The 23,164-nt window shown below is 66.6% G+C and carries 19 protein-coding genes; 9 read left to right on the forward strand and 10 right to left on the reverse strand.

Annotation, left to right across the window (positions count from 1 at the left end; all coding sequences use genetic code 11):
* Positions 1-10: 10 nt before the first annotated feature.
* The 3 genes from trxA to E2K76_RS06090 form a co-directional block, all read right to left on the reverse strand.
* Positions 11-913: a thioredoxin gene (gene trxA / locus E2K76_RS06080; protein ID WP_136683399.1), complete on the reverse strand. Its 903-nt coding sequence runs from the start codon at positions 911-913 to the stop codon at positions 11-13.
* A gap of 35 nt (positions 914-948) precedes the next feature.
* The gene (locus E2K76_RS06085) at positions 949-1,737 is read right to left on the reverse strand and encodes an exodeoxyribonuclease III (protein ID WP_136683400.1); all 789 of its coding nucleotides are present in this window, start codon (positions 1,735-1,737) and stop codon (positions 949-951) included.
* 177 nt (positions 1,738-1,914) lie between these two features.
* Positions 1,915-2,601 (reverse strand): response regulator transcription factor, encoded by a 687-nt coding sequence (locus E2K76_RS06090; RefSeq protein WP_136683401.1) that lies wholly within the window; start codon positions 2,599-2,601, stop codon positions 1,915-1,917.
* Positions 2,602-2,757: 156 nt separating this feature from the next.
* On the opposite strand from E2K76_RS06090, the gene ribA reads away from it, so the two are divergent.
* Together ribA and E2K76_RS06100 are read left to right on the forward strand one after the other, a co-directional pair.
* On the forward strand, positions 2,758-3,831 hold the full coding sequence (gene ribA / locus E2K76_RS06095) for a GTP cyclohydrolase II (protein WP_136683402.1): 1,074 nt from the start codon (positions 2,758-2,760) through the stop codon (positions 3,829-3,831).
* Positions 3,832-4,057: 226 nt separating this feature from the next.
* Complete coding sequence (locus E2K76_RS06100) at positions 4,058-4,504, forward strand: L,D-transpeptidase family protein (protein ID WP_136683687.1); 447 nt, start codon at positions 4,058-4,060, stop codon at positions 4,502-4,504.
* On the opposite strand, the gene E2K76_RS06105 is transcribed toward E2K76_RS06100, so the two are convergent.
* Together E2K76_RS06105 and E2K76_RS06110 are read right to left on the reverse strand one after the other, a co-directional pair.
* Positions 4,498-5,145, reverse strand: coding sequence for a YggS family pyridoxal phosphate-dependent enzyme (locus tag E2K76_RS06105; RefSeq protein ID WP_136683403.1), 648 nt, complete (start codon positions 5,143-5,145; stop codon positions 4,498-4,500). The genes E2K76_RS06100 and E2K76_RS06105 overlap by 7 nt on opposite strands.
* A 96-nt stretch (positions 5,146-5,241) precedes the next feature.
* Positions 5,242-6,237, reverse strand: coding sequence for a porin (locus E2K76_RS06110; RefSeq protein ID WP_169053217.1), 996 nt, complete (start codon positions 6,235-6,237; stop codon positions 5,242-5,244).
* A 250-nt stretch (positions 6,238-6,487) separates the two neighbouring features.
* On the opposite strand from E2K76_RS06110, the gene E2K76_RS06115 reads away from it, so the two are divergent.
* Complete coding sequence (locus E2K76_RS06115) at positions 6,488-6,991, forward strand: DUF3576 domain-containing protein (RefSeq protein ID WP_136683405.1); 504 nt, start codon at positions 6,488-6,490, stop codon at positions 6,989-6,991.
* On the opposite strand, the gene E2K76_RS06120 is transcribed toward E2K76_RS06115, so the two are convergent.
* The 3 genes from E2K76_RS06120 to E2K76_RS06130 form a co-directional block, all read right to left on the reverse strand.
* The gene (locus E2K76_RS06120; protein WP_136683688.1) at positions 6,988-8,208 is read right to left on the reverse strand and encodes a bifunctional folylpolyglutamate synthase/dihydrofolate synthase; all 1,221 of its coding nucleotides are present in this window, start codon (positions 8,206-8,208) and stop codon (positions 6,988-6,990) included. The two genes, E2K76_RS06115 and E2K76_RS06120, sit on opposite strands and share 4 nt — an antisense overlap.
* Before the next feature lie 26 nt (positions 8,209-8,234).
* Positions 8,235-9,137 (reverse strand): acetyl-CoA carboxylase, carboxyltransferase subunit beta, encoded by a 903-nt coding sequence (gene accD, locus E2K76_RS06125; protein WP_136683406.1) that lies wholly within the window; start codon positions 9,135-9,137, stop codon positions 8,235-8,237.
* A 67-nt stretch (positions 9,138-9,204) separates the two neighbouring features.
* On the reverse strand, positions 9,205-10,134 hold the full coding sequence (locus tag E2K76_RS06130) for a calcium-binding protein (RefSeq protein ID WP_220432177.1): 930 nt from the start codon (positions 10,132-10,134) through the stop codon (positions 9,205-9,207).
* Between the two features lie 212 nt (positions 10,135-10,346).
* On the opposite strand from E2K76_RS06130, the gene rpsO reads away from it, so the two are divergent.
* From rpsO to E2K76_RS06150, 4 genes are all read left to right on the forward strand, one after another.
* A complete protein-coding gene (gene rpsO, locus E2K76_RS06135; RefSeq protein WP_136683408.1) occupies positions 10,347-10,616 on the forward strand; it encodes a 30S ribosomal protein S15 in 270 nt (89 codons plus the stop codon).
* Between the two features lie 148 nt (positions 10,617-10,764).
* On the forward strand, positions 10,765-12,903 hold the full coding sequence (gene pnp / locus E2K76_RS06140) for a polyribonucleotide nucleotidyltransferase (protein WP_136683409.1): 2,139 nt from the start codon (positions 10,765-10,767) through the stop codon (positions 12,901-12,903).
* 47 nt (positions 12,904-12,950) lie between these two features.
* Positions 12,951-13,742, forward strand: coding sequence for a hypothetical protein (locus E2K76_RS06145; RefSeq protein WP_136683410.1), 792 nt, complete (start codon positions 12,951-12,953; stop codon positions 13,740-13,742).
* Between the two features lie 10 nt (positions 13,743-13,752).
* Positions 13,753-14,688, forward strand: coding sequence for a glycosyltransferase family 8 protein (locus E2K76_RS06150; RefSeq protein WP_136683411.1), 936 nt, complete (start codon positions 13,753-13,755; stop codon positions 14,686-14,688).
* Here the strand turns inward: E2K76_RS06150 and E2K76_RS06155 are convergent.
* Positions 14,685-15,128: a TspO/MBR family protein gene (locus tag E2K76_RS06155; RefSeq protein ID WP_136683412.1), complete on the reverse strand. Its 444-nt coding sequence runs from the start codon at positions 15,126-15,128 to the stop codon at positions 14,685-14,687. The two genes, E2K76_RS06150 and E2K76_RS06155, sit on opposite strands and share 4 nt — an antisense overlap.
* 154 nt (positions 15,129-15,282) lie before the next feature.
* Here E2K76_RS06155 and E2K76_RS06160 point away from each other — a divergent pair, with 154 nt between their 5' ends.
* Together E2K76_RS06160 and pbpC are read left to right on the forward strand one after the other, a co-directional pair.
* A complete protein-coding gene (locus E2K76_RS06160) occupies positions 15,283-20,526 on the forward strand; it encodes an alpha-2-macroglobulin family protein (RefSeq protein ID WP_136683413.1) in 5,244 nt (1,747 codons plus the stop codon).
* An 80-nt stretch (positions 20,527-20,606) separates the two neighbouring features.
* On the forward strand, positions 20,607-22,433 hold the full coding sequence (gene pbpC / locus E2K76_RS06165; protein WP_136683689.1) for a penicillin-binding protein 1C: 1,827 nt from the start codon (positions 20,607-20,609) through the stop codon (positions 22,431-22,433).
* Here the strand turns inward: pbpC and E2K76_RS06170 are convergent.
* Positions 22,372-23,142 (reverse strand): metallophosphoesterase, encoded by a 771-nt coding sequence (locus E2K76_RS06170; protein WP_136683414.1) that lies wholly within the window; start codon positions 23,140-23,142, stop codon positions 22,372-22,374. The genes pbpC and E2K76_RS06170 overlap by 62 nt on opposite strands.
* Between the last annotated feature and the right edge of the window lie 22 nt (positions 23,143-23,164).

Here is a 23,164-nt window from a genome sequence, read left to right on the forward strand (position 1 = left end):
GGGAAACCCTTCAAGCAAAGATCATCGACGACAGGCGGCGGCGGCCTTTCAGCACGACCGGGTCTTGCGGTTTCAGCGCGTCGAAGATGGTCAGAAGCTGCGCCCGCGCGGCGCCTTCGTTCCATTCGCGGTCGCGGCGGAACAGCTCCAGCAGCTCGTCCACGGCCTCATCGACCTTGCCCGAGGCGTGCAGCGCCTGTGCCAGATCGAAACGGGCCTGATGGTCGGCGGGGTTTGCATCCACCGCGGCGCGAAGCTCGGTTTCCGGCCCGGCATTCGCGGCTTGGCGGGCAAGGGCGATCTGGGCCTTTGCGCCCTCGATCTCCTTCGTCGATGCGATCTTGGTTGGGGCGTTGCCCGCCAGCGCCTGCGCCTGATCCAGATCGCCGACGGCAATCTGGCAGCGGATCAGACCGGCATAGGCGCCCGCGTTCTCGGGTTCTTCTTCGAGGATCGCGGCGAAGGTTTCGGCGGCATCTGTCACCGCGCCCTCGGCCAGCATCGCCTCGGCAGCCTCCAGCGCCTCGCCCAGACCGCCGTCACCGGCCAGCGCGGCGGTGCGGTCCACGAAGTCCTTGATCTCGGACGGGGGCAGCGCGCCCTGAAACGCATCCACCGGCTGACCCTGCCAGAAGGCATAGACGGTCGGGATCGACTGCACCCGAAGTTGCGCCGCGATGCGCTGGTTCTGGTCCACATCGACCTTCACCATCTTCACCCGGCCCTTGGCTGCGGTCACCGCAGCCTCCAGCGCGGGGCCGAGCGTCTTGCACGGGCCGCACCAGGGTGCCCAGAAATCGACGATGACCGGAACCTCGCGGCTCGCCTCGACCACATCGGCCATGAAGGTCGCCTCGGTCGTGTCCTTGATCAGGTCGGTGGGTGCCGTGGGGGTTTCGCCAAGACCGAACATTCATGCCTCCGTGATGCGTCGCCGCCTATATGGGATCAAAAGTCGAAGGTTGCAAATACCGGAACGTGGTCGGACGGCTGTTCCCACCCGCGCGCGACGCGCAGGATGCGGCTGGAATGCCCGGCATTCGCAATGTCGCGCGTGGCCCAGATGTGGTCCAGACGGCGGCCCTTGTCGGCGGCGTTCCAGTCGGCGGCACGATAGGACCACCAGCTGTAAAGCTGCCCCGAGGGGATATCCTGCCGCGTGATGTCCACCCAGTTGCCCGCATCCTGCGCCGCGCCCAGATGTTCCACCTCGATCGGGGTGTGGCTGACGATCTTCAGCAGTTGCTTGTGCGACCAGACGTCATCTTCGCGTGGGGCGATGTTCAGATCGCCCACGAGGATGGATTTCGTCGGTTTCAGATCATGCGCCCAGTCCCGCATCTCGGTCAGGTAATCCAGCTTCTGGCCGAACTTGACGTTCTGTTCGCGATCGGGAATGTCGCCGCCCGCCGGGACATAGAAGTTGTGGATGGTCACGCCGTTCTCCAGCGTGGCCGCAACGTGGCGGGCATGGCCCAGCGTTGCGAAATCGCGATCCCCCGCATCGACCAGCGGCAGGCGCGACAGGATCGCGACGCCGTTATAGCCCTTTTGCCCCCGCGCGACGATCCAGTTGTAGCCAAGCGCCTGAAACTGGGTCAGCGGGATCTTGTCCACCGGGCTTTTGCATTCCTGCAGGCACAGCACGTCCGGCAGTTCCTCGGCCAGAAGGCGCAGGACCAGCGGCTCGCGCAGGCGGACCGAGTTGATGTTCCATGTGGCAAGGGTGAAGGGCATGCGTCTCTCCTGCTGTCGGGGACGTCATGGCACAAAAAAAAGCCGGGCACGAGGCCCGGCCAAGTCCAACAGGGAGTGCCGCGCCATGACCCCGACGCGACAAGGGGAACTCTCAGGGGGCAGCTATGCCCCGCGATTGTGTAGGTATGATGAAAGTTTTATGCGGCAAGGGGCAAATCACGCAACCAGTCGATATCCGCCGCTTTCCGTCACCAATAGCCGCGCATTCGAGGGGTCCGGCTCGATCTTCTGGCGCAGGCGGTAGATATGCGTCTCCAGCGTATGGGTCGTGACGCCGGCATTATAGCCCCAGACCTCGTGCAGCAGCACGTCGCGCGGCACGACGCCCGTGGTCGCGCGATACAGGAACTTGAGGATGTTGGTTTCCTTTTCCGTCAGGCGGATCTTCTTGTCCTTGTCGTCCACCAGCACCTTCTGCGCGGGACGGAAGGAATAGGGGCCAAGCTGGAAGATCGCGTCCTCGGACTGTTCATGCGTGCGAAGCTGGGCGCGGATGCGGGCCAGCAGCACCGGGAACTTGAAGGGCTTGGTCACATAATCGTTCGCGCCGCTGTCGAGGCCGAGGATCGTGTCTGCGTCGCTGTCATGCCCCGTCAGCATCAGGATCGGGCATTTCACGCCCGCCTTGCGCATCCGGCGGCACAGCTCGCGACCGTCGGTGTCGGGCAGGCCGACATCCAGGATCACCAGATCGTAATGGCCCGCCTTGGCCTTCTCCATCCCGTCGGCGCCGGTGCCGGATTCGAAGACGTCGAAATCCTCGGTCATCACCAGTTGCTCGCTCAGCGCCTCGCGCAGGTCGTCGTCGTCATCGACAAGAAGGATCTTCTTCAAAGCCGCCATCGGGAAATCTCCTTGAAACTTGAGAGGCAGATGCGGGCGGATCGCGGCGGCGGCAAGGAATGCGACAGGAACCTCACGCGGACGTGTCGCGTAGAAGTGATATGTTTCAATTTCCTGCATCGCGCCCTACATCTTGGTCGGATGGAAGGAGACGCCATGCCGCTTGCCCTGACCCTTGTGGAACGCCTGTCCCGCGCACGCAGCGATCTGCGGATGGGCGTGCCGGTGGTGCTGATCGACGGCTTTGCCGCTTTGGTCGTCGCGGTGGAGGCTTTGACCCCGCAACGGCTGGCCGAACTGCGCGCGCTGGGCCAGCCGGAACTGGTGCTGACGGCGCGGCGGGCGGCGACACTGAAGGCCCGCGTCTATGATGGCGACATCGCCCGGATCGCGGTGCCCGAGGATGTGGGCCTGCCATGGCTGAACGCGATGGCCGATCCCGCCGACGATCTGGCGATGCCGCTTAAGGGGCCGTTCACCAGCCTGCGCGGCGGCGCGGTCGATCTGCATCGCGCGGCGGTGGCGCTGGCGAAATCGGCGCAGCTTCTGCCCGCCGCGGTGGTGGTGCCGATCGCCTCGCAGGCGGCGCCGGACCTGACTGCGATTCCGGTGGCCGAGGCAGCGGCGGAGCTTCGGGCAGAGACGCAGTTGCATCCCGTCGTGTCGGCGCGGCTACCGATGGTTGCGTCCGATGCCGGGCGCGTCCATGTCTTCCGCCCCGACGATGGCGGCGTTGAACATTACGCCATCGAGATCGGGCGCCCCGACCGTGCCCGGCCCGTTTTGGCGCGGCTGCATTCGGCCTGTTTCACCGGCGATGTGCTGGGCAGCCTGAAATGCGATTGCGGGCCGCAGCTTCGCGCTGCCTTGGCCCAGATGGGGGCCGAAGGGGCGGGCGTGCTGCTTTACCTGAACCAGGAAGGGCGGGGGATCGGCCTTGCCAACAAGATGCGCGCCTATTCGCTGCAGGATCAGGGGTTCGACACGGTCGAAGCGAACCACCGCCTTGGATTCGAGGATGACGAGCGTGACTTCCGCATCGGCGCCGGGCTGCTGCGGCAGATGGGCTTTTCGTCGGTGCGGCTGCTGACCAACAACCCCAACAAGCTGCGGATGATGGAATCGCATGGGATCGCCGTGGCCGAGAGGGTCCCGCTGAAGGTCGGCCTGACGCCGCAGAACGCGGATTATCTTGCGACCAAGGCGGCGAAATCGGGGCATCTGCTGTGAGATGGGCCGCGCCATTGGCGCTGCTTTGGGTCGCCGGGATGTTTGCGTTCGTAGGTTTCGCCGCTTACAGCGAATATCGCAGCGCGCGCTGCCCCGGCGGAAGCAATACCTGCGCCGATGCCGGGTTTGCCGCGACTCTGGGACTGGGCGGTGCCGTGATCTTTGGTGGTCTGTCCCTGTGGTGGGCGCGTCGGTGATCCGTGTCACGAAGACGGGCGCGCTGTTCATGGGCCGTCGCCTCCCCTGCACCATCGGGCGGGGCGGGATCACGGATGACAAGCGCGAGGGCGACATGGCGACCCCGCGCGGGACGCATCGGATCGTCGGGATGCTGTATCGGCCCGACCGCGTGACTGGCCTGCCGGCTTGGGCGCAGCCGATCGGGCCACGCGATCTGTGGTCGGACGATCCGCGCGATGCCGCCTACAATCTGCCCGTCCGCGCTCCGCACGGTTTCTCGCACGAGGCGCTGCGGCGGCCCGATCCGCTTTACGATCTGGTGCTGGTGGTGGATTGGAACCTGCCCGCAGTGCCGGGGCGGGGATCGGCCATCTTCGTGCATTCGTGGCGGCGGCGGGGATATCCGACCGCCGGATGCGTCGCCTTTGCGCCGCGCGATCTGTTCTGGATCGCGTCGCGCCTCCGCTGGGGAGAGCGGCTGCTGATTCAGTAGCTCCGCGCGCCGAACAGGGCGCTGCCGACGCGGACATGGGTTGCGCCGTGGGCGATGGCAATCTCGAAATCGCCGCTCATGCCCATCGACAGGTTGTGCAGCCCGTTGCGGCTGGCAATGTCCGCGAGCATCGCGAAATGCGGCGCCGGGTCTTCGGCATCGGGGGGAATGCACATCAGGCCGACCACCGGCAGATCCAGCGCGCGTGCATCGGCGATGAACGCGTCGGCGTCGGCGGGCAGGATGCCCGCCTTTTGCGGCTCGGCCCCTGTGTTCACCTGAACGAACAGATCGGGACAGCGGCCCTCCTCCTGCGCCAGCCGGGCGAGGCGTTGGGCGAGGCTCGGGCGGTCCAGGGTGTGGATCGCATCGAAAAGCTGCATCGCGGGCTTCGCCTTGTTGGTCTGCAGCGGGCCGATCATGTGAAGTTCGGTGTCGGGATAGGCCTCGCGGAAGGCGGGCCATTTGCCCTGCGCCTCCTGCACATAGTTTTCGCCGAAGATGCGGTGGCCCTGTTTCAGCACCTCGCGCACGCGGGCATCCGGCTGGACCTTGGACACGGCGATGAGCGTGACCGACCCTTCGGCCCGGTTCGCGGCGCGTTCGGCATCGTGGATGCGGCGGGTGATGTCGTCCAGCATGTCAGCCTCCGTTTTCCGGGTAGATGGCATGAAGGGGGCGCAAAAGAAAAGAGCGGGCGATTGCCCGCTCTTTCCCGAAAGACTGTTCCCGAAGGATCAGAAGCGCAGTTTCACACCGAAGTCTGCAACGGTTTCGCCGTCGGTGCCGAACAGGTCGGAGTCGACAACACCACCGTTGAGCGACGCGCCGCCGCCCAGGTCGTAGGCTGCGCCGATGCCGAAGGTGTCTGCATCGTCTTGAGCAGCAGCAGTGATGTACTCATCACGACGTGCGAAGCCGGTGATGGTCGTGTCGCCGAAGGTGTAGTCCACGGTCAGGCCGTAGGATTTGTCCAGAGCCAGATCGTCGAACGACGAGTAGTAGGCTTTGAGGCCGAAGCCGGACAGTTCGGTCGAACCGTACAGGATCCACTGCGAACCACCGTAGACTGCGGTGTATTCGTCTTCCGGGTCACCTGCGTTACGGACGTAGTTGTTGTCGCCGTTGTCCAGGTAGCCGAGGCCGACCTTGAAGGTGTCTGCCGAATAAGCAGCAGCAACCGAGTAGGTCGCGTCGACGCTGTTGCCGACAACTGCATCTTCTTCGCCGTAGGGCAGGGTGCCGTCGGTCATGCCGAGGTGGAATTCGAACGCGCCGGTGGCGTACGAGTACAGAGCACCCGGGCCTTGATCCAGCGTAGCCGAACCGTCGCCGCTGATGTACGGGATGTCCGTCAGGTCGTCGAGGCCCGAGAAGCCGATGGCGGTCAGGTCGCCGAATGCTTCTTCAGCAGCCGAGTTCACGTCGCCCATCGACAGTTTGCCGAAAGCGCCCGAGATCCAGACGGTGCCGCGCTTGGAGTCGTCGGACGAGCCGAAAGCGCCGCCCGAAGCCGAACCGTTTGCTTGGTCAGCACGGAAGGTTGCGCCGAATTCCAGACCGGTGTCCGTTTGACCCGACAGGTTGAAGCGAACGCGAGCACGCTGCGAGAACTGCACGTCTTCGCCGTCATAGACGACACCCATACGGGCGTCACCGGTCAGAGCAACTTCTGCAGCGGCGTAGCCGGTGGTTGCTGCGAGGATCGACGTCGCAAGAAGAATCTTTTTCATTGTTTCCCTCGTTGTACCTAAAAAGGTCGGCCCACCCCGGACAAGCGCCCGAATTGAGACTGATGTTTTTTTCCACCCGTCCGCCTCATAAAGCAATCCGAACGAACGCGCCGAAATCAGAGTCATTTGCATTGGTGCAATGATGCCACAGTCATGCGCCCGCCGCAGGGCAGGAATGCACGGGTGAAAGCCCTTGTTCGGGCCATCCCGGCGCGATAGACAGCCAAGGAACAGAAGGAGTGGGGAACGCATGACCTTTCAACGCCTCGTGCGCGCTGGTTTCACTGGCGGGATCGTCATTCTTCTGGCCGCCTGCGGTGGCCGCGAGGCTGCCGACCAGCAGCGCGCCAATCAAGAGGCCGCGCGGCCCTATAGCAGCGACACCGAAGATATGCCCAGCGCGAACCGCGAGGCGATCTGGTCCCTGTTCCGCGAAAGCGACGATCCGAACACGCGGATTGCGGTGAACAAGTATATCTGGAACGCCTCGCTGGACGTGCTGGACTTCTTGCCGGTGGAATCAGTCGATCCCTTCTCGGGCGTGATCGTCACGGGGTATGGCACGCCGCCGGGCGGTGGGCGGGCCTATCGTGCAACGGTCTATGTGCAGGACCCGGCGCTGGATGCGCGGTCGCTGCGCGTGGCGCTGCAGACCAGCGGCGGCAGCCCGGCTTCGGCAGAGACGACCCGCGCGATCGAGGATGCGATCCTGACCCGCGCGCGCCAGCTGCGGATCGCGGACAGCAAACTCTAACCGTTCTCGCGCAGGATCGTGCCCGCAAGGTAGAGAGAGCCGCAGATCAGCACACGCGACTGCGGCTTTATCCTCGCCAGGGCTTCGGCCACCGACGGTGCGGTGGTTGCGGGAATGCCCGCGGCCAGCGCGGCGTCGCGGGTGTCTTCTGCGGGCAGAGTTGCAGATTCGCCGGGGATCGATACCGCAACCAGGCTGTCCGCAACCGCAGCAAGCGGACGGAGATAGCCGCCGATGTCCTTGGTGTTCAGCATCCCGCAGATCAGGTGCGTCGGGCGTTTCGGCATCCGCGCCAGCGTTGCGGCGATCGCTTCGCCCCCCGCAGGATTGTGCCCGCCGTCCAGCCACAGTTCGGTCTGCGGGGCGGCATCGACCAGCGGGCCGTGGCGCAGGCGTTGCATCCGGGCGGGCCATTCGGCGCGGGTCACGGCAGCTTCGGGATCGCCGGTGCCAAGCCGGCGCAGGGCGGCAAGCGCCGCCCCGGCGTTCTGGATCTGGTGCGGCCCGGGCAGGTTCGGGAGCGGCAGGTCCAGCAGCCCCGTCTCGTCCTGAAACACCATCCGCCCGCGTTCTTCCCAAGCGTGCCACTGCTGGCCATGGGCGATGACCGGCGCACCGAGCCGCGCGGCGACCGCTTCGATCACGTCAAGAGCGGCGGGTTGCTGCGGGCCGACGACCACTGGGGTCAGACGTTTGATGATCCCGGCCTTTTCGCCCGCGATCTCGGGCAGGGTATCGCCCAGATATTGCTGATGGTCGATTGAAACGGGGGTGATGATCGACAGGACCGGATCGACCACGTTCGTCGCGTCCAGCCTGCCGCCAAGGCCGACCTCCAGCAGCACATAATCCGCCGGGATGCGGGAAAAGGCGAGCAGTGCTGCGGCGGTCGTGATTTCGAAGAAGGTGATCGCGTCCGGCCCGTTCGCGGTCACGCATTCGTCCAGAAGTGCGGTCAGCGCGGGTTCCGAGATCAACTCGCCCGCCAGCCGGATGCGTTCGTGGAACCGTGCCAGATGCGGCGAGGTATAGGCGTGGACGCTTTTGCCCGAAGCCTCCAGCCCCGCACGGATCATCGCCTGAGTCGATCCCTTGCCGTTGGTCCCGGCGATGTGGATCACCGGGGGCAGGTTGCGTTCGGGATGGCCCAGCGCGGCCAGAAGGCGGTGCATCCGGTCCAAGGTCAGGTCGATGACCTTGGGATGCAGCGTCATCATCCTTTGCAGGATGAGGTCGGAACCGCTCACGATGCGGGCGCCTCCTCGACCGGAGCGGGCAGGTCGCCCTTCACGGCGGGGGGCTGGTTGGTCAGCATCCGCAGGATCGTGACCAGCTCGTCCTTCATTTCCTTGCGGTGGGTCACGCGGTCCAGCATCCCGTGATCCAGCAGGTATTCGGCGCGCTGGAAGCCTTCGGGCAGCTTCTCGCGAATCGTCTGCTCGATCACGCGGGGGCCGGCAAAGCAGATCAGCGCGTTCGGCTCAGCAATCTGCACATCGCCCAGCATGGCATAGGACGCAGTCACGCCGCCCGTGGTCGGGTGGGTCAGCACGACGATATAGGGAAGCTTCGCTTCTTTCAGCATCTGCACGGCGACGGTGGTGCGCGGCATCTGCATCAGCGACAGGATGCCTTCCTGCATCCGCGCGCCCCCGGCGGCCGAGAACAGGATCAGCGGGCGCTTCAATTCGACCGCGCGCTGGGCGGCGGCGACGATGGCATTGCCGACATACATGCCCATCGACCCGGCCATGAAGGCGAAGTCCTGACCGGCGCAAACGACGGGGGTGCGGGCGATCTCGCCCTCGGCCACCAGCATGGCTTCCTTCTCGCCGGTCGCCTTCTGGGCGCCCTTCAGGCGGTCGGGGTATTTCTTCTGGTCGCGGAATTGCAGCGGATCGACGACCGGCTCGGGGACCTTCACCTCGGTGAAGATGCCACCGTCGAACAGCGCCACGAAACGGTCGCGCGGGCTGATCGCCATGTGGTGATCGCAGTTCGAACAGACGTTCAGATTGTCCGACAGCTCGCGGTGGAACAGCATGGTCCCGCATTCGGGGCATTTCGTCCAAAGGTTCTCCGGCACCTCACGGCGCGAGAAGAGCGAGTTGATCTTGGGGCGAACGTAGTTCGAGATCCAGTTCATGTAGCCGGGCCTTTGGGTCGCGTCTGGTTGACCCCGAGATAAGCCGCAGGGCGGGGAAATGCAATTCTTACGCTGCCGCCTGCGGAACGAAGCGGATCGCTTCGGGCGAAAGATCGGTCACGCCCCGCAAAAGCGCAAGTTCGACGCCGTCCACAAGGATGCGCGTGCCCTCCTTGACCGCCACCAGCGACATCTGCGGGTCCGGCGTTGTTTCGGGGTCGTAGCTGATCTCCAGCCGGTCATGTTCGCTGTCGTAATCGGCGATGTCGGCGGGGGCGCCGGGTTTGCCTTCGCCAAGGATGAAGGTGTCGCTTCCCTCGCCGCCATGGGCGAAATCGCCCGCGCCGACATGCAGACTGTCGTCGCCGTCCTGCCCGTTCAGGAAGTCGGGCTCGTCATCGTCGCCGCCGTGAAGCACATCGTTGCCCGCGCCGCCGTCGAGCGTATCGCTGCCCGTGCCGCCGAACAGCGTATCGTCGCCATAGCCGCCCGCGAGCCAGTCATCGCCCGCATCGCCATGCAGCTCGTCCGCGCCCTCGCCACCGTTCAGCGAGTCGTTGCCGTCCCCGCCATACAGCGTGTCGTCACCCATCTGCCCGGCAAGGCTGTCATCGCCATCGTCGCCGTAAAGCAGGTCCTGATCGTCACCGCCGCGCAGGACGTCGTCATCCGCGCCGCCCTGCAGCGTGTCGTTGCCCGCGCCCGCATCCAGCACGTCTTCGCCGGCGCCGCCGATCAGCAGATCGTCACCGTCCCGGCCCGTCAGCAGGTCGTTCCCGTCATGGCCGCGGATCGTGTCATCCCCCGCATCGCCCGAAAGGATATCGTCGCCGTCGCCCCCATCCTGCGCGAAGTCGAGCATGTCGCCGCCCTTTTCCTCGGGCGGGGGAGGGGGCGTGTCGTCGCCTTCGGGCTGCGCGGCGGGTTTCGTCGCCGTCACGGCATCCGCGGCCATGCCGGCCATCACCGCACCCACAAGTCCAAGAATCCCGATCATGACACGCCCCGTTTGACGAAATTGCCCCAGCAACCATATCACGGACCAAGGGGGCTTCATGTGCCGTTCTTGGAGGAAGGTTAACGTGAAAACGCTTCCCCTTGGGGCTGTTTTCCCCTATATGCGCGCATCCGCCCTGCTTGGGCGGTGCCAAGGGCCTTGCTGGACGACATCCTGGCTCGTGCCGTCACATTCATCTTAGGAGACATCCGATGTCGATCACCGTCGAAGAAAAGAACCGCCTGATCAAGGAATACGCGACCAAGGAAGGCGACACCGGTTCGCCCGAAGTCCAGGTCGCCGTCCTGTCGTCGCGGATCGCAACGCTGACCGAGCACTTCAAGTCGCACAAGAAGGACAACCACTCCCGTCGTGGCCTTCTGATGATGGTGGCCCAGCGCCGCAAGCTGCTCGACTACCTCAAAGCCAAGGACGAAGCCCGTTACACGACCCTGATCGGTCGTCTGGGCCTGCGCCGCTGACGCTTTCCGACGCGCCCTCCGGGGCGCGTCGCCGTTTTCGCATCGCGGGGCACAGGTCCGGCCGCGCGGCAGAATGACAAGGACCCCGGACGAGTGCCGTCCGGACGCCACACCGGGGGAGGGTCCCCCGGCCAGAACAGGATGAAACATGTTCAACGTTACGAAAAAGTCGATCGAGTGGGGCGGCGAGACGCTGACGCTCGAAACCGGCAAGGTCGCACGGCAAGCCGACGGCACCGTGATTGCCACGCTGGGCGAAACCTCGGTCATGGCAAACGTGACCTTCGCCAAGCAACAGAAGCCGGGGCAGGATTTCTTCCCGCTTACCGTGCATTATCAAGAGAAATACTATGCTGCCGGCAAGATCCCCGGCGGCTTCTTCAAGCGTGAAGCCCGCCCGTCCGAGAAAGAGACGCTGGTTTCCCGCCTGATCGACCGTCCGTGCCGCCCGCTGTTCGTCGACGGGTTCAAGAACGAAGTGCTGGTGATGTGCACCGTGCTGTCGCACGATCTGCACAACGAGCCGGACATCCTCGCGATGATCGCGGCCTCGGCGGCGCTGACCATCTCGGGCGTGCCGTTCATGGGCCCGATCGGTGCCGCGCGCGTCGGCTTCGTCAATGGCGAATACACGCTGAACCCGTCCGTCGATGACATGCAGAAGCTGCGGGACAACCCCGAACAGCGTCTGGATCTGGTCGTCGCCGGCACGCAGGACGCCGTGATGATGGTCGAATCGGAAGCTTACGAGCTGACCGAGGCCGAGATGCTGGGCGCCGTGAAGTTCGGCCACGAGGCGATGCAGCCCGTGATCGACCTGATCATCGATCTGGCCGAGGAAGCCGCGAAGGAACCCTTCGACTTCCAGCCCGCAGACTATTCCAAGCTTTACGCCAAGGTGAAGAAGTCGGGCGAGAAGCAGATGCGCGCCGCCTTCGCGATCAAGGACAAGGGCGAGCGCGTCGATGCGATCGCTGCGGCCCGCGACGCCGTCAAGGCGACCCTGACCGAGGAAGAACTGGCCGACATCAACCTCGGCTCGGCCTTCAAGAAGCTGGAATCGGCGATCCTGCGCGGCGACGTGGTCAAGAACGGCACCCGTATCGACGGGCGCAACACGACCACCGTGCGCCAGATCACGTCGGAAACCGGCATCCTGCCGCGCACCCACGGCTCGGCCCTGTTCACCCGCGGCGAGACGCAGGCGCTGGTCGTGACCACGCTTGGCACCGGCGAGGACGAGCAGATCATCGACGCGCTGCACGGCAACTCGCGTTCGAACTTCCTGCTGCACTACAACTTCCCGCCCTATTCGGTCGGCGAAGTGGGCCGCGTCGGCTCCCCGGGCCGCCGCGAGATCGGCCACGGCAAGCTGGCATGGCGCGCGCTTCAGGCGGTTCTGCCGGCTGCGACCGACTTCCCCTATACCGTCCGCGTCGTGTCCGAGATCACGGAATCCAACGGTTCGTCCTCGATGGCTTCGGTCTGCGGTGGATCGCTGGCGATGATGGATGCGGGCGTTCCGCTGAAGGCTCCGGTCGCGGGCGTCGCGATGGGTCTGATCCTTGAGGAAGACGGCAAGTTCGCCGTTCTGACCGACATCCTTGGCGACGAGGATCACCTCGGCGACATGGACTTCAAGGTCGCCGGCACCGAGAACGGCATCACCACGATGCAGATGGACATCAAGGTTGCCGGCATCACGCCCGCGATCATGGAACAGGCGCTGGCACAGGCCAAGGACGGCCGTCTGCACATCCTGGGCGAGATGTCGAAGGCCCTGACCTCGGCCAACGCGTTCTCGGCCTATGCGCCGAAGATCGAAACGCTGACCATCCCGACCGACAAGATCCGCGAAGTGATCGGTTCGGGCGGCAAGGTCATCCGCGAGATCGTGGAAACCTCGGGCGCCAAGGTCGACATCAACGACGACGGCGTGATCAAGATCGCCTCCTCGGACGCCGATGCGATCAAGCGCGCCTATGACATGATCTGGTCGATCGTGGCCGAACCCGAAGAAGGCCAGATCTATACCGGCCGCGTCGTGAAGCTGGTCGATTTCGGCGCCTTCGTGAACTTCTTCGGCAAGCGCGACGGGCTGGTCCACGTCTCGCAGATCGCCAACAAGCGCCTGCAGCACCCGAACGAGGTGCTGAAGGAAGGTCAGGAAGTGAAGGTCAAACTTCTGGGCTTCGACGATCGCGGCAAGGTTCGCCTTGGCATGAAGATGGTCGATCAGGAAACCGGGCAGGAAGTCGCCCCGGACGCCAAGACCGAAGCCGAGTGACAGATCGGGGCCCCGCATGTCGGGGCCCCTTTCCCAAGGAGGGGATGATGACCGAAGAAACCCTCAATATCCTATGCATGAAATGGGGCACCCTTTACGGTGCGGACGACGTGAACAACCTCTATCGGGGGGTGGCACGGCACCTGTCGCGGCCGTTCCGGTTCGTCTGCTTCACCGATGATGCCTCCGGTTTCGATGCCGGGATCGACGCGAAACCGCTGCCGGAGCTTGGATTGCCGAATGGCGATACCCGCTGGCGCAAGCTGGCCCTGTTCCAGCGCGATCTGGGCGGGCTGTCGGGGACGGCGCTGTTCCTCGATCTGGACCTCGTGATCGTCGGCAGTCTGGATGCGTTCTTCGACCTGCCCGGAGAGTTCCTGATCCTGCGCGATGACGATCTGTTCCGACCCAAACCGCTGCGGCGCCTGACGCCCGCGCGGGACCGGTTCATGCACATGGTCGGCAACACGTCGGTCTTCCGCTATGTCATCGGCGCCCATCCCGAGGTGCTGGAAACCTATGTCGCCGATCCCGCCGCCGCCGCCGCGCGATACGAGCATGAACAGCAGATGGCCAGCGATCTGATCCACCGTTCGGGCAAGATGCGCTATTGGCCCAAGGGCTGGTGCGTCAGCTTCAAGAACGATTGCGTGGGCCGGGGGCTTCGCAGCTTCCTGCGCGATCCCGTCTGCCCGCCCGATGCCAGAATCGTGCTGTTCGCCGGCAACCCCAAGATGTCGGACGTGCTTGCTGGCAAGGGGGGCAAGTGGTACCGCCGGATCGGCAACATAGACTGGTTGAAACGCGCCTGGCAGGGCGACGAGACCGTTCGAACATAAGGCAGTCCTGATGCTTATCATCACCGGGTCGGATGACAATTACGTTCCGGGGGTCATGGTCCTGATCGCTTCGGCGGCGTTCCATAATCCCGCCGCGCGCTTTGCCGTGCTGGACATGGGTATCTCGGACGCGAATCGCAGCCGCATCGATCGGCTGGGCGAAAAGCTGAACGTGTCGATCACGCGGGTCGAGGTTTCGAACGACGCTTTTGACCACCTGCCCGTTCAGCGCGCGCATCTGACGCGCAGCACCTATCTGCGGCTGCTGATCCCGGGCCTGTTCCCGGACGAGGATCGCGTCATCTACATGGATTGCGACATGGTGGTGACGGGCGATCTGTCGCTTGCCGACACCATCGAGCTTGGCAGCGCACCGATCGCCGCCGTCGCCTGTCCCAGCCCCAATTCCCAAGAGGTTGCGGCGACGGGCCATGTGCGCGGAACTTACATCAACGCAGGCTTTCTGGTGATGAACCTTCCGGTCTGGCGGGACGAGGGCATCGCGGACCAGTGCATCACGCTGATCGCCGATCCCCGTCAGTCGCTGCTGAGCGAGGACCAGTCCGCCATAAACATCGTCTGCCGCGGCCGGATCGTCTATCTGCCGTCGGAGTTCAACGTCTATTCCGATCCGAACGCCTACAAGCGCAAGGAAGATCTGCCGATGGAACCGGCGGTCATCCACTATGTCGTCAACAACAAGCCGTGGAACATGCCGACGACCCTCGATGCGTTGTGGAGGTTCCACGCCAAGCGGATCGAAGACCTGATGCCGGACCTTCGCGAGCCATCGCTGCGCCGCAGGATTTCGCTGGTGAACCGGAACCGCAAGATGATCTTCGGCCTGCTGCTGCGCCAGAAGAAATACATCATGCGCAACTGGGTGCGGAACACGATGAATGGAACGATCGCCGGCAACTATATCGCGCGGCATCGCGGGCGCTAGTTCAGCAGGATCAGCGCCCCGTTCAGCGCCATCGCCACGGTGACCCAAAGCGCATAGGGCACGAACAGCAGCGACGAAACCTTGTCGCTGCGCCATGCGCGGATGATGAAGGCGATGACGGTGATCCACAGCAGCGCGATGATGCCAAGGCCTGCCGTCATCTCGTGCGCGCCGAAGAAGACCGGCGTCCATGCGAAGTTCAACGCCAGTTGCAGCACCCAGAGCAGGATCGGCCCGCGCAGCCGCCATGCCCGCGCCCCGGCAATGCCGATCAGCACATAGAGCGTCGTCCAGACGATGGGAAACCATGCGTTCGGCGGGGTGAAGACCGGCTTGCGCAGCGCGGCATACCATTCGCCCGGCGCATAGGTCGTGCCGATGTAAAGCCCGCCTGCAAGGACGATGGCGATGAAGAACAGATAGGTCATCAGGGTCTTCATTCGTCTTCTCCCGCATCCTGGCTTGCGCGGCGAACGTTTCGCGCCTTGGCGGGGTTCCGTCAACCGGAAGGGGGGCTTGTGGGCGGCGCGCCGCTTGCCTCCGATGCGCAAGGGTGAGACGATCCGGGCGAATAAGGCAGGGCGGGGGATCATCATGCGCGGAATTCTGGCGGCGGCAGCTTTGGCGCTAATGGCAGGCGCAGGTGTGGCGCAAGATCTGGTCCCCGGCGCGCGCGTGGTGATCCGCACGGATACCGACCTGCCGGGGCGCGACATCGGCACGGTGTTCGACACGACGCAAGAGGCGTGCCAGCTTGCCTGCACCACCAATTCCGAATGCCGCGCCTTCACCTTCAACAGCCTGAACAATCGCTGTTTCATCAAATCCGACGCGGGGCGGCCCTCGGGGTTCAGCGGTGCGATCTCGGGGCTGGTGCTGCCGGGGGCGGATGCGGCGCTGGCGGCGGCGCGGCGGGCGGAGGCGACGTTCCTGACCGATGTCGACATGGCGGCGGCGCGGGCGCAAGTGGATGCGCTGGCCGGGGATGACACCGCCGGGGCGGTCCTTGCCTCCGACAGCCCCGAGGATTGGGCCGCGTGGTCCGCGAGCCTGCTGGCGCGGGCCGAGCCGCAGGCGGATGCGGCGCTGTCCGCTGCCGTGAACGCCTATCTGCGCGCGGTCAGCCCGCAGCAGCAGCGGGCCGCGCTGACCGCCATTGCCACCGCAGCCGAGGCGGCGGGGCGCGGCGACGACACCGTGCGCGCGCTGCGTCTGGCGCAATCGGTCGCGCCGAACGACGCCACTGCGGCGCTTCTGGCCGATGCCGCGGGCAAGTTCGGCTTCCGCATCACCGGCACCGATGTGCAGTCGGACAGCGCGCGCCCCCGTATCTGCGCCACTTTCTCGGGCGATCTGGCGACCGGGACCGACCTTGCGCCCTTCGTGCAGACGCCCGATGGCCTTGCCGTCGATCAGGACGGCCCGCGCCAGCTTTGCGTCGAGGGCGTCTCGCATGGGCAGCACTATGCCGTCACCTTCCGCAGCGGGCTTCCGGCGGCGGACGGGCAGGTGCTGGCGACCGAGGTGCGGCAGGAGCATTACATCCGCGACCGCAGCCCCGCCGCGCGTTTCACCGGGCGCGGTTATGTCCTGCCCAAGACCGGCAGCGCGGCGATCCCGGTGCAGACGGTGAATACGGACCGGGTGGACCTGTCGCTGTATCACGTCGCCGACCGCAATCTCCTGCGCGCGATGCAGGACAGCTTCTTCGCCGCCCCCGTCGATGCATGGCGCGAGGCCGAGATGGACGGCTCCATCGGCAACCGCGTCTGGCAGGGCGAGGGAACGGTGGCGATGGAGGCCAACCGCGACATGACCACCCGCCTGCCGCTGGATCAGGCGATCTGGGGCCTGCCCGCCGGGATCTATGCGCTGAAGGCGGCGGTTCCGGGGGCGGACCCCTACGAGACGCCTGCCGCGTGGCAATGGTTCGTGATCTCGGACCTTGGCATTTCCAGCTTCCTTGGCACGGACGGGCTGGATGTGATCGTCCGCAGCCTGAACACGACCGAAGCGAAAGAGGGGGCGGAGGTGTCGCTCATCTCGGCCGCGAACGAGGTGCTGGCGGTGGCCGCGACGGATGCCGAAGGGCGCGCAAGCTTCTCGCCCGGGCTGGTGCGCGGGACGGGCGGTTCGGCCCCCGCGCTGGTGACGGTGCGCGAGGGGGATGCCGATCTGGCCTTCCTGTCCCTGACGGATGCCGAGTTCGACCTGTCCGATCGCGGCGTGGAGGGGCGCGAGGCCGCGGGCGCGGTGGACATGTTCCTGACGACCGACCGCGGCGTCTATCGCGCGGGCGAGACGGTGCATGTGACCGCCTTGGCCCGCAACGACGGGGCCGCGATCGAGGGGTTGCCTCTGACCGCGATCCTGTTGCGCCCGGACGGGGTCGAACAGTCGCGGCAGGTGGTGCCGGATGCGGGCGCGGGCGGGCATGTGTTCGATCTGCCGGTTGCCGCGAATGCGCAGCGCGGCACATGGCGGCTGGAGATGCGCGCCGATCCTGACGCACCGCCGCTGGCCGCGACCGGGTTTCTGGTCGAGGATTTCCTGCCCGAACGCATCGATTTCGACCTGACGCTTCAGGGGCTGCGCATGAACGGATCGTCCGACCTGGGCATCGATGCGCGCTGGTTGTTCGGCGCGCCGGGGGCGGATCTGGCCGTGGAGGGCGAGGTGCTTCTGCGCGCCGCCGCGAATCTGCCCGGCCACGAAGGCTACAGCTTCGGCCGCCATGACGAGCCGTTCGGCGCGTCGATGGAGACGTTCCCGCCCGCGCGCACCGATGCCGAGGGGCGCGCGACCGTGCCGCTGAACCTGCCCTTCGTCGAGGCGGCCACCCGACCGCTGGAGGCGCGGATCACGGCGCGGGTGTCCGAAGGTTCTGGCCGTCCGGTGGAGCGCGAACTGGTTCGCCCCGTTGCGCCGGATGCGCCCTTGATCGGCTTGCGCCCGATGTTCGACGGCGTGCTGCCCGAAGGTGGCGAGGCGCGATTCTCGGTCCTGTCGCTGGATGCTGGCGGCAAGGCCGCCGCCGCCGAGGCGCGGTGGGAATTGACGCGGATCGAGACGGAATACCAGTGGTATCAGCAATACGGCAACTGGAACTGGGAACCCTTCACCACCCGTACCCGCGTGGATGGGGGTGATCTGGCCATTAACGGCACCGCCGAAATCGCGGCCCCGGTCCAATGGGGGGAATATGAGCTGAGCGTGGAGACGGCGGAGGCGGCAAGCTCTGTCACGTTCAGCGCGGGCTGGTATGCGGCGGGCGACGCGTCGACCACGCCCGACCGGCTGGAGATGTCGCTGGACAAGGCCATCTATGCGCCGGGGGACGAAGCGGTTCTGCGCATCGCCTCGCGCAGCGAAGGGACCGCGCTGGTGTCGGTGCTGACGAACCGCGTCGTATCCACGCAAGCGGTGAAGGTGGCCGAGGGCGAGACGCGGGTTCCGCTGGCGGTGACAGAGGAATGGGGCGCGGGGGCCTATGTCACCGCTTCGGTCCTGCGGCCGATGGATGCGGCCGCGGGGCGTAACCCGGCCCGCGCCCTGGGCATCGCCCATGCCGCCATCGACCCCGGCCCGCGTCATCTGGACATCGCCATCGAAACCGCACCCGAAGCCGATCCGCGCGGCAAGATGGAGGTCGCAGTGAAGGTCGCCGCCCCCGAGGGCGAATTGGCGCATGTGACCATTGCCGCCGTCGATCAAGGCATCCTGAACCTGACCCGCTTTGCCGCGCCCGATCCGGCGGCGCATTACTTCGGGCAGCGCAAGCTGGGTGTGGGCATCCGCGACATCTATGGCCGTCTGATCGACGGGCTGAACGGGGCCGAGGGGCAGGTCCGATCCGGCGGCGATGCGGGGGCCGAGATGGGGCTGCAAGCGCCGCCTCCGACGGAAGCGCCGGTGACGCTGTTCTCCGGCCCGCTGGTGGTCGGAACCGATGGCTACGCCCGCGCCAGCTTCGATCTGCCCGCCTTCAACGGCAGCGTGAAGGTCATGGCCGTCGCGTGGAGCCAAAGCGGCGTCGGGCAGGCTTCGGCCGATGTGGTGGTGCGCGATCCGGTGGTGGTGACCGCCAGCCTGCCGCGCTTTCTTGCGCCGGGGGATGAAAGCCGCCTGCTGCTGGAGGTGACGCACGCATCCGGCCCCGCGGGGCAGGTTGCGGTGGATGTGGACGGGGAGGCGCTGGCCCCCTTCGATCTGGCGGAGGGCAGCACCCATCGGATCGAGGTTCCGGTGACGTCGGGCGATGGCAGCGTCGAGGTGGCGCTGACCACGCCGGACGGCAAGCGTCTGACCAAGACCCTGTCGCTGCCCGTGCAGGTGAACGATCCGCAGGTGTCGCGCACGACGCGGCTGGAACTGGCACCGGGCGAGGTGTTCACCTTCGACGACAACGCCTATGCCGGGCTGACGGATGCCAGCGCCACGCTGGCCATCGGCCCCATCGCGCGGCTGAACGCGCCGGGGTTGCTGGCGGCGCTGGACCGTTATCCCTATGGCTGCACCGAACAGATCACCTCGCGGGCGCTGCCGCTGATCTATTACGATCAGGTCGCGCAGGCGATGCGGCTGGAGGGGGCGGATGACATCCGCACCCGGATCGAACAGGCGGTGGTCGAGGTTCTGGGCAATCAGGGCGGCGAGGGCGGCTTCGGTCTGTGGTCGGCGGGGTCGGGCGATCTGTGGCTGGACGCCTATGTCACCGATTTCCTGTCGCGCGCGAAGGCGCAGGGCGTGGCTGTTCCGGACCCGGCCTTCCGCCGTGCGCTGGACAATCTGCGCAATCAGGTGAACTACGCCGCGGATTTCGATGCGGACACCAATGGTGGCGGGACGGGGCTGGCCTATGCGCTGATGGTGCTGGCGCGTGAAGGCGCGGCGGCGGTGGGCGATCTGCGCTATTACGCCGATGTGAAAGGCGCGGATTTCGCGACGCCGCTGGCACAGGCGCAGCTTGGCGCGGCGCTGGCCAGCTATGGCGACAAGGCGCGGGCGGATGCGATGTTCGCGCTGGCCTCGGATCGCCTGGCGGGCGCGCGCGATGAGGGGCAGGTCTGGCGTGACGATTATGGCACGGTCCGCCGCGATGCCGCCGCCGTCCTGACGCTGGCGGTGGAGGCGGGGGCCGGAATCGACCGCGAGCCGTTGCTGGCCCGCGCCGCGCAGCCGGGGCAGCTTTCGACGCAGGAGGCGGCATGGACGCTTCTGGCCTCGCACGCGCTGGTCGATGCCGCGCCTTCGGGCGTGACCATCGACGGGACGGCGCCGGAGGGGCCGCTGGTGCGGATGCGCGCGCCGGGCGATGCGCCCAGCCAGATCCGCAACGATGGCGATGCGCCCGTTGCATTGACCCTGACCGCCTATGGGGTGGAGGCTGGCGCAGCTGCGGGGGGCAACGGATATGCCATCGCGCGGTCCTATTTCACCTTGGACGGAGCGCCGGTGGACCCGTCTTCGGTCGCGACGGGAACGCGGCTGGTCACGGTGCTGGACGTGACGCCCTTTGGCCCGGGCGAGGCGCGGCTGATGGTGACCGACCCGCTGCCGGCGGGGTTCGAGATCGACAATCCAAACCTCATCACCGCCTGGGATACCGGTGCGCTTGGGTGGCTGCGGGCGGAAACCTCGGTCACTCATTCCGAATTCCGGCAGGACCGTTTCCTGACCGCCATCGACCGGCATGACGCCTCGCCCTTCCGGCTGGCCTATATCGTGCGGGCCGTGTCGCCGGGCAGCTTTCATCACCCGGCCGCCTCGGTCGAGGATATGTATCGCCCCGATTACCGCGCGCGGACGGATGCGGGCCGCGTGACCGTGACGCCGTGAGGCGGCTTCTGGCGCTGGCGGCTGCGTTGTGGCTGGCAGCGCTGGGCAGCGACTGGGTGGACCGGACCGTGCTGCCGCCGATGCCGGAGCTGTCGCGCGAGGTGACCGCGCGGGATGGCAGCCTTTTGCGCGCCTTTACCGTGGCGGATGGGCGGTGGCGGCTGGTGGCGGGCGAGGTCGATCCCGGTTTCATCGACATGCTGCTGCGGTACGAGGACCGGCGCTTCCATGACCACGGTGGCGTCGATGCCCTGGCGCTGCTGCGGGCGGCGGGGCAGGCGGCGTGGCATGGGCGGGTGGTGTCGGGCGGATCGACCCTGACGATGCAGGTCGCGCGGCTGCTGGAGGAAAGCGGCACGGGCCGTATTGCGGGCAAGCTGCGACAGATGCGGGTCGCCTGGGCGTTGGAGCGGCGGCTGACGAAGGATCAGATCCTGCGGCTTTACCTGCATCTGGCCCCCTATGGCGGCAATGTCGAAGGGGTGCGCGCGGCGGCGCTGACATGGTTCGGCAAAGAGCCCCGCCGCCTGACGCCCGCGCAATCGGCGCTGCTGGTGGCCCTGCCGCAATCGCCGGAAACCCGCCGCCCGGACCGCCACCCCGAAGCTGCGCTGGCGGCACGTGACCGGGTGCTGGCGCGCATGGGGCTGGAGGGGGCCGAGCCGATCCCGACCGCACGCCGCCCCTTTCCGGCGCTGGCGGCGCATCTGGCCGACCGGGTGCAGGGGCAGACGACGCTGGATGCCGGGCTTCAGGCGCGGCTTGAGGCGCTGTCCGCCGATGCCGTGCGCGCGCGGGGCAGTTTGCAGGTCGCGTTGCTGGTGGCCGATCATCGGACGGGGGAAGTTCTGGCCTCGGTCGGATCGGCAGGCTATCGCGGCGATGCGCGGCAGGGGTTCAATGACCTGACGCGGGCGCTGCGCAGTCCGGGGTCGACGCTGAAGCCGCTGGTCTATGCGCTGGCCTTCGATCAGGGGTTGGTGCTGCCCGACACCTTGATCGAGGATCGGCCTGCCAGCTTCGGCGGCTATGCCCCGCAGAATTTCGACCGCATGTTCCGGGGCGAGGTGCGCGTGCGCGAGGCGTTGCAGCTGTCGCTGAACCTGCCGGTGGTGGCGCTGACGGAAACCTTGGGTCCGGCGCGGCTGATGGGGGCGATGCGTCGCGCGGGGATGGAGGCGCGGGTGCAGGGCCAGCCGGGGCTGGCCGTCAGCCTTGGCGGCGTGGGCGTGACGCTGGAGGGGATGGTGCAGCTTTACGCCGCCATTGCGCGGGGCGGGGTGATGGTGCCGCTGCACGCGCAGGGGCAGGGGACCGAGGGTGCGCGCGTCGTGTCCGAGGGGGCGGCATGGCAGGTGGCGCAGATACTGTCGGGCCTTGCGCCGCCGCCGGGGCAGCCCGCCAACCGGCTCGCCTACAAGACCGGGACCAGTTACGGCAATCGCGACGCCTGGGCGATCGGGTTCGACGGGCGGCATGTGATCGGCGTCTGGATGGGGCGGGCAGACGGAACGCCGGTGCCGGGGGCGTTCGGTGCGGATCTGGCCGCGCCGGTGCTGTTTCAGGCGTTCCAGCGGCTGAAGCCGCGGCTCGATCCCTTGCCCCCTGCGGAGGGGCGGGCCGGACCGCTGCCGGGGCCGCTCCAGCGGTTCCGCCCGCGCGATGCCGCCTTCCGCCCCGGCGGGCCGGAGCTGGTGTTCCCGCCCGATGGGGCCGAGGTGGAACGCAATGGCGGCGCGCTTCTGGTGCGGGCGCAAGGCGGGCGCGGGCCTTACGTCTGGCTGGCCGACGGGCTTCCGGTGGCCGAGGGGCGCGAGGCGATGCTGCCGCTGGATGCAGGCTTCGTCACGCTTTCGGTGGTCGACGCAGAAGGGCGGTCTGACCGGGCTGTCGTGCGGTTACGGTAAGGGGTTTGCGCCCCTCGGGGGTCAGCAGCCAGACGTCCCGCCCCTCGATCACCACTGCCGACAGGGGGCCGCCATAGGCCGCGCTGCTGTCGAGGTTCAGCCGGTTGTTATACAGCGTCGCCGTGTCGATGGCGGTGTGGCCATGCACGATCAGCGCGCCGTGCTCGGTCTGGTCCGACAGGAACGGCTCGCGAATCCAGCACAGGTCATCCTCGGTCTGATATTCCATCTTCACGCCGGGGCGGATGCCGGCATGGACGAAGATCGCGTCGCCCCGCCTGTGGGAATAGGGCAGGCCGCGGATGAAGTCGCGATGGCTTTGCGGCACGGCGGCCAGCGCCTCCTCGTGCACGGCGGCGACGGGGCGGTCGGATGCGTTCGCCACGCCATAGGAGGCAAGCGTGCCGCCGCCGCCCAGACGCGGATGCAGCCAGGAAAGGTCGGGGCGCAGGCCGGGATCGTGGCTTTTGGGATCGCCCAGAAACGCCTCGAACATGCGGTCGTGGTTGCCCTTCAGCACGATCCAGTCGCGCCCCGAGGCGATGCCTGCGCGCAGGTGTTCCACCACGCCCCGCGAATCCGGGCCGCGATCCACCAGATCGCCGATATGGACGATCGGGGCGTCGCTGCCATCCGCCTCGATCAACCCATGCGCGCGGTGAAGCAGGTCCAGATGGCCGTGAATGTCGCCGATGGCATAGGTCTTCATGGAAACCCCGAAACGAAAAGGA

It is taken from the genome of Falsirhodobacter xinxiangensis, from assembly GCF_004959935.1.
GTDB classification, from domain to species: Bacteria; Pseudomonadota; Alphaproteobacteria; order Rhodobacterales; family Rhodobacteraceae; genus Falsirhodobacter; species Falsirhodobacter xinxiangensis.

Coding starts and splice junctions, on each gene's coding strand:
- E2K76_RS06145 (WP_136683410.1), top strand. CDS start 12,951: ATGACCGAAGAAACCCTCAATATCCTATGCATGAAATGGGGCACCCTT.
- E2K76_RS06115 (WP_136683405.1), top strand. CDS start 6,488: ATGACCTTTCAACGCCTCGTGCGCGCTGGTTTCACTGGCGGGATCGTC.
- ribA (WP_136683402.1), top strand. CDS start 2,758: ATGCCGCTTGCCCTGACCCTTGTGGAACGCCTGTCCCGCGCACGCAGC.
- E2K76_RS06090 (WP_136683401.1), bottom strand. CDS start 2,601: ATGGCGGCTTTGAAGAAGATCCTTCTTGTCGATGACGACGACGACCTG.
- E2K76_RS06105 (WP_136683403.1), bottom strand. CDS start 5,145: ATGCTGGACGACATCACCCGCCGCATCCACGATGCCGAACGCGCCGCG.
- pbpC (WP_136683689.1), top strand. CDS start 20,607: ATGCCGGAGCTGTCGCGCGAGGTGACCGCGCGGGATGGCAGCCTTTTG.
- trxA (WP_136683399.1), bottom strand. CDS start 913: ATGTTCGGTCTTGGCGAAACCCCCACGGCACCCACCGACCTGATCAAG.
- E2K76_RS06155 (WP_136683412.1), bottom strand. CDS start 15,128: ATGAAGACCCTGATGACCTATCTGTTCTTCATCGCCATCGTCCTTGCA.
- E2K76_RS06130 (WP_220432177.1), bottom strand. CDS start 10,134: ATGATCGGGATTCTTGGACTTGTGGGTGCGGTGATGGCCGGCATGGCC.
- pnp (WP_136683409.1), top strand. CDS start 10,765: ATGTTCAACGTTACGAAAAAGTCGATCGAGTGGGGCGGCGAGACGCTG.
- E2K76_RS06150 (WP_136683411.1), top strand. CDS start 13,753: ATGCTTATCATCACCGGGTCGGATGACAATTACGTTCCGGGGGTCATG.
- accD (WP_136683406.1), bottom strand. CDS start 9,137: ATGAACTGGATCTCGAACTACGTTCGCCCCAAGATCAACTCGCTCTTC.
- E2K76_RS06085 (WP_136683400.1), bottom strand. CDS start 1,737: ATGCCCTTCACCCTTGCCACATGGAACATCAACTCGGTCCGCCTGCGC.
- E2K76_RS06160 (WP_136683413.1), top strand. CDS start 15,283: ATGCGCGGAATTCTGGCGGCGGCAGCTTTGGCGCTAATGGCAGGCGCA.
- E2K76_RS06110 (WP_169053217.1), bottom strand. CDS start 6,237: ATGAAAAAGATTCTTCTTGCGACGTCGATCCTCGCAGCAACCACCGGC.
- E2K76_RS06120 (WP_136683688.1), bottom strand. CDS start 8,208: ATGATGACGCTGCATCCCAAGGTCATCGACCTGACCTTGGACCGGATG.
- rpsO (WP_136683408.1), top strand. CDS start 10,347: ATGTCGATCACCGTCGAAGAAAAGAACCGCCTGATCAAGGAATACGCG.
- E2K76_RS06100 (WP_136683687.1), top strand. CDS start 4,058: ATGGGCCGTCGCCTCCCCTGCACCATCGGGCGGGGCGGGATCACGGAT.
- E2K76_RS06170 (WP_136683414.1), bottom strand. CDS start 23,142: ATGAAGACCTATGCCATCGGCGACATTCACGGCCATCTGGACCTGCTT.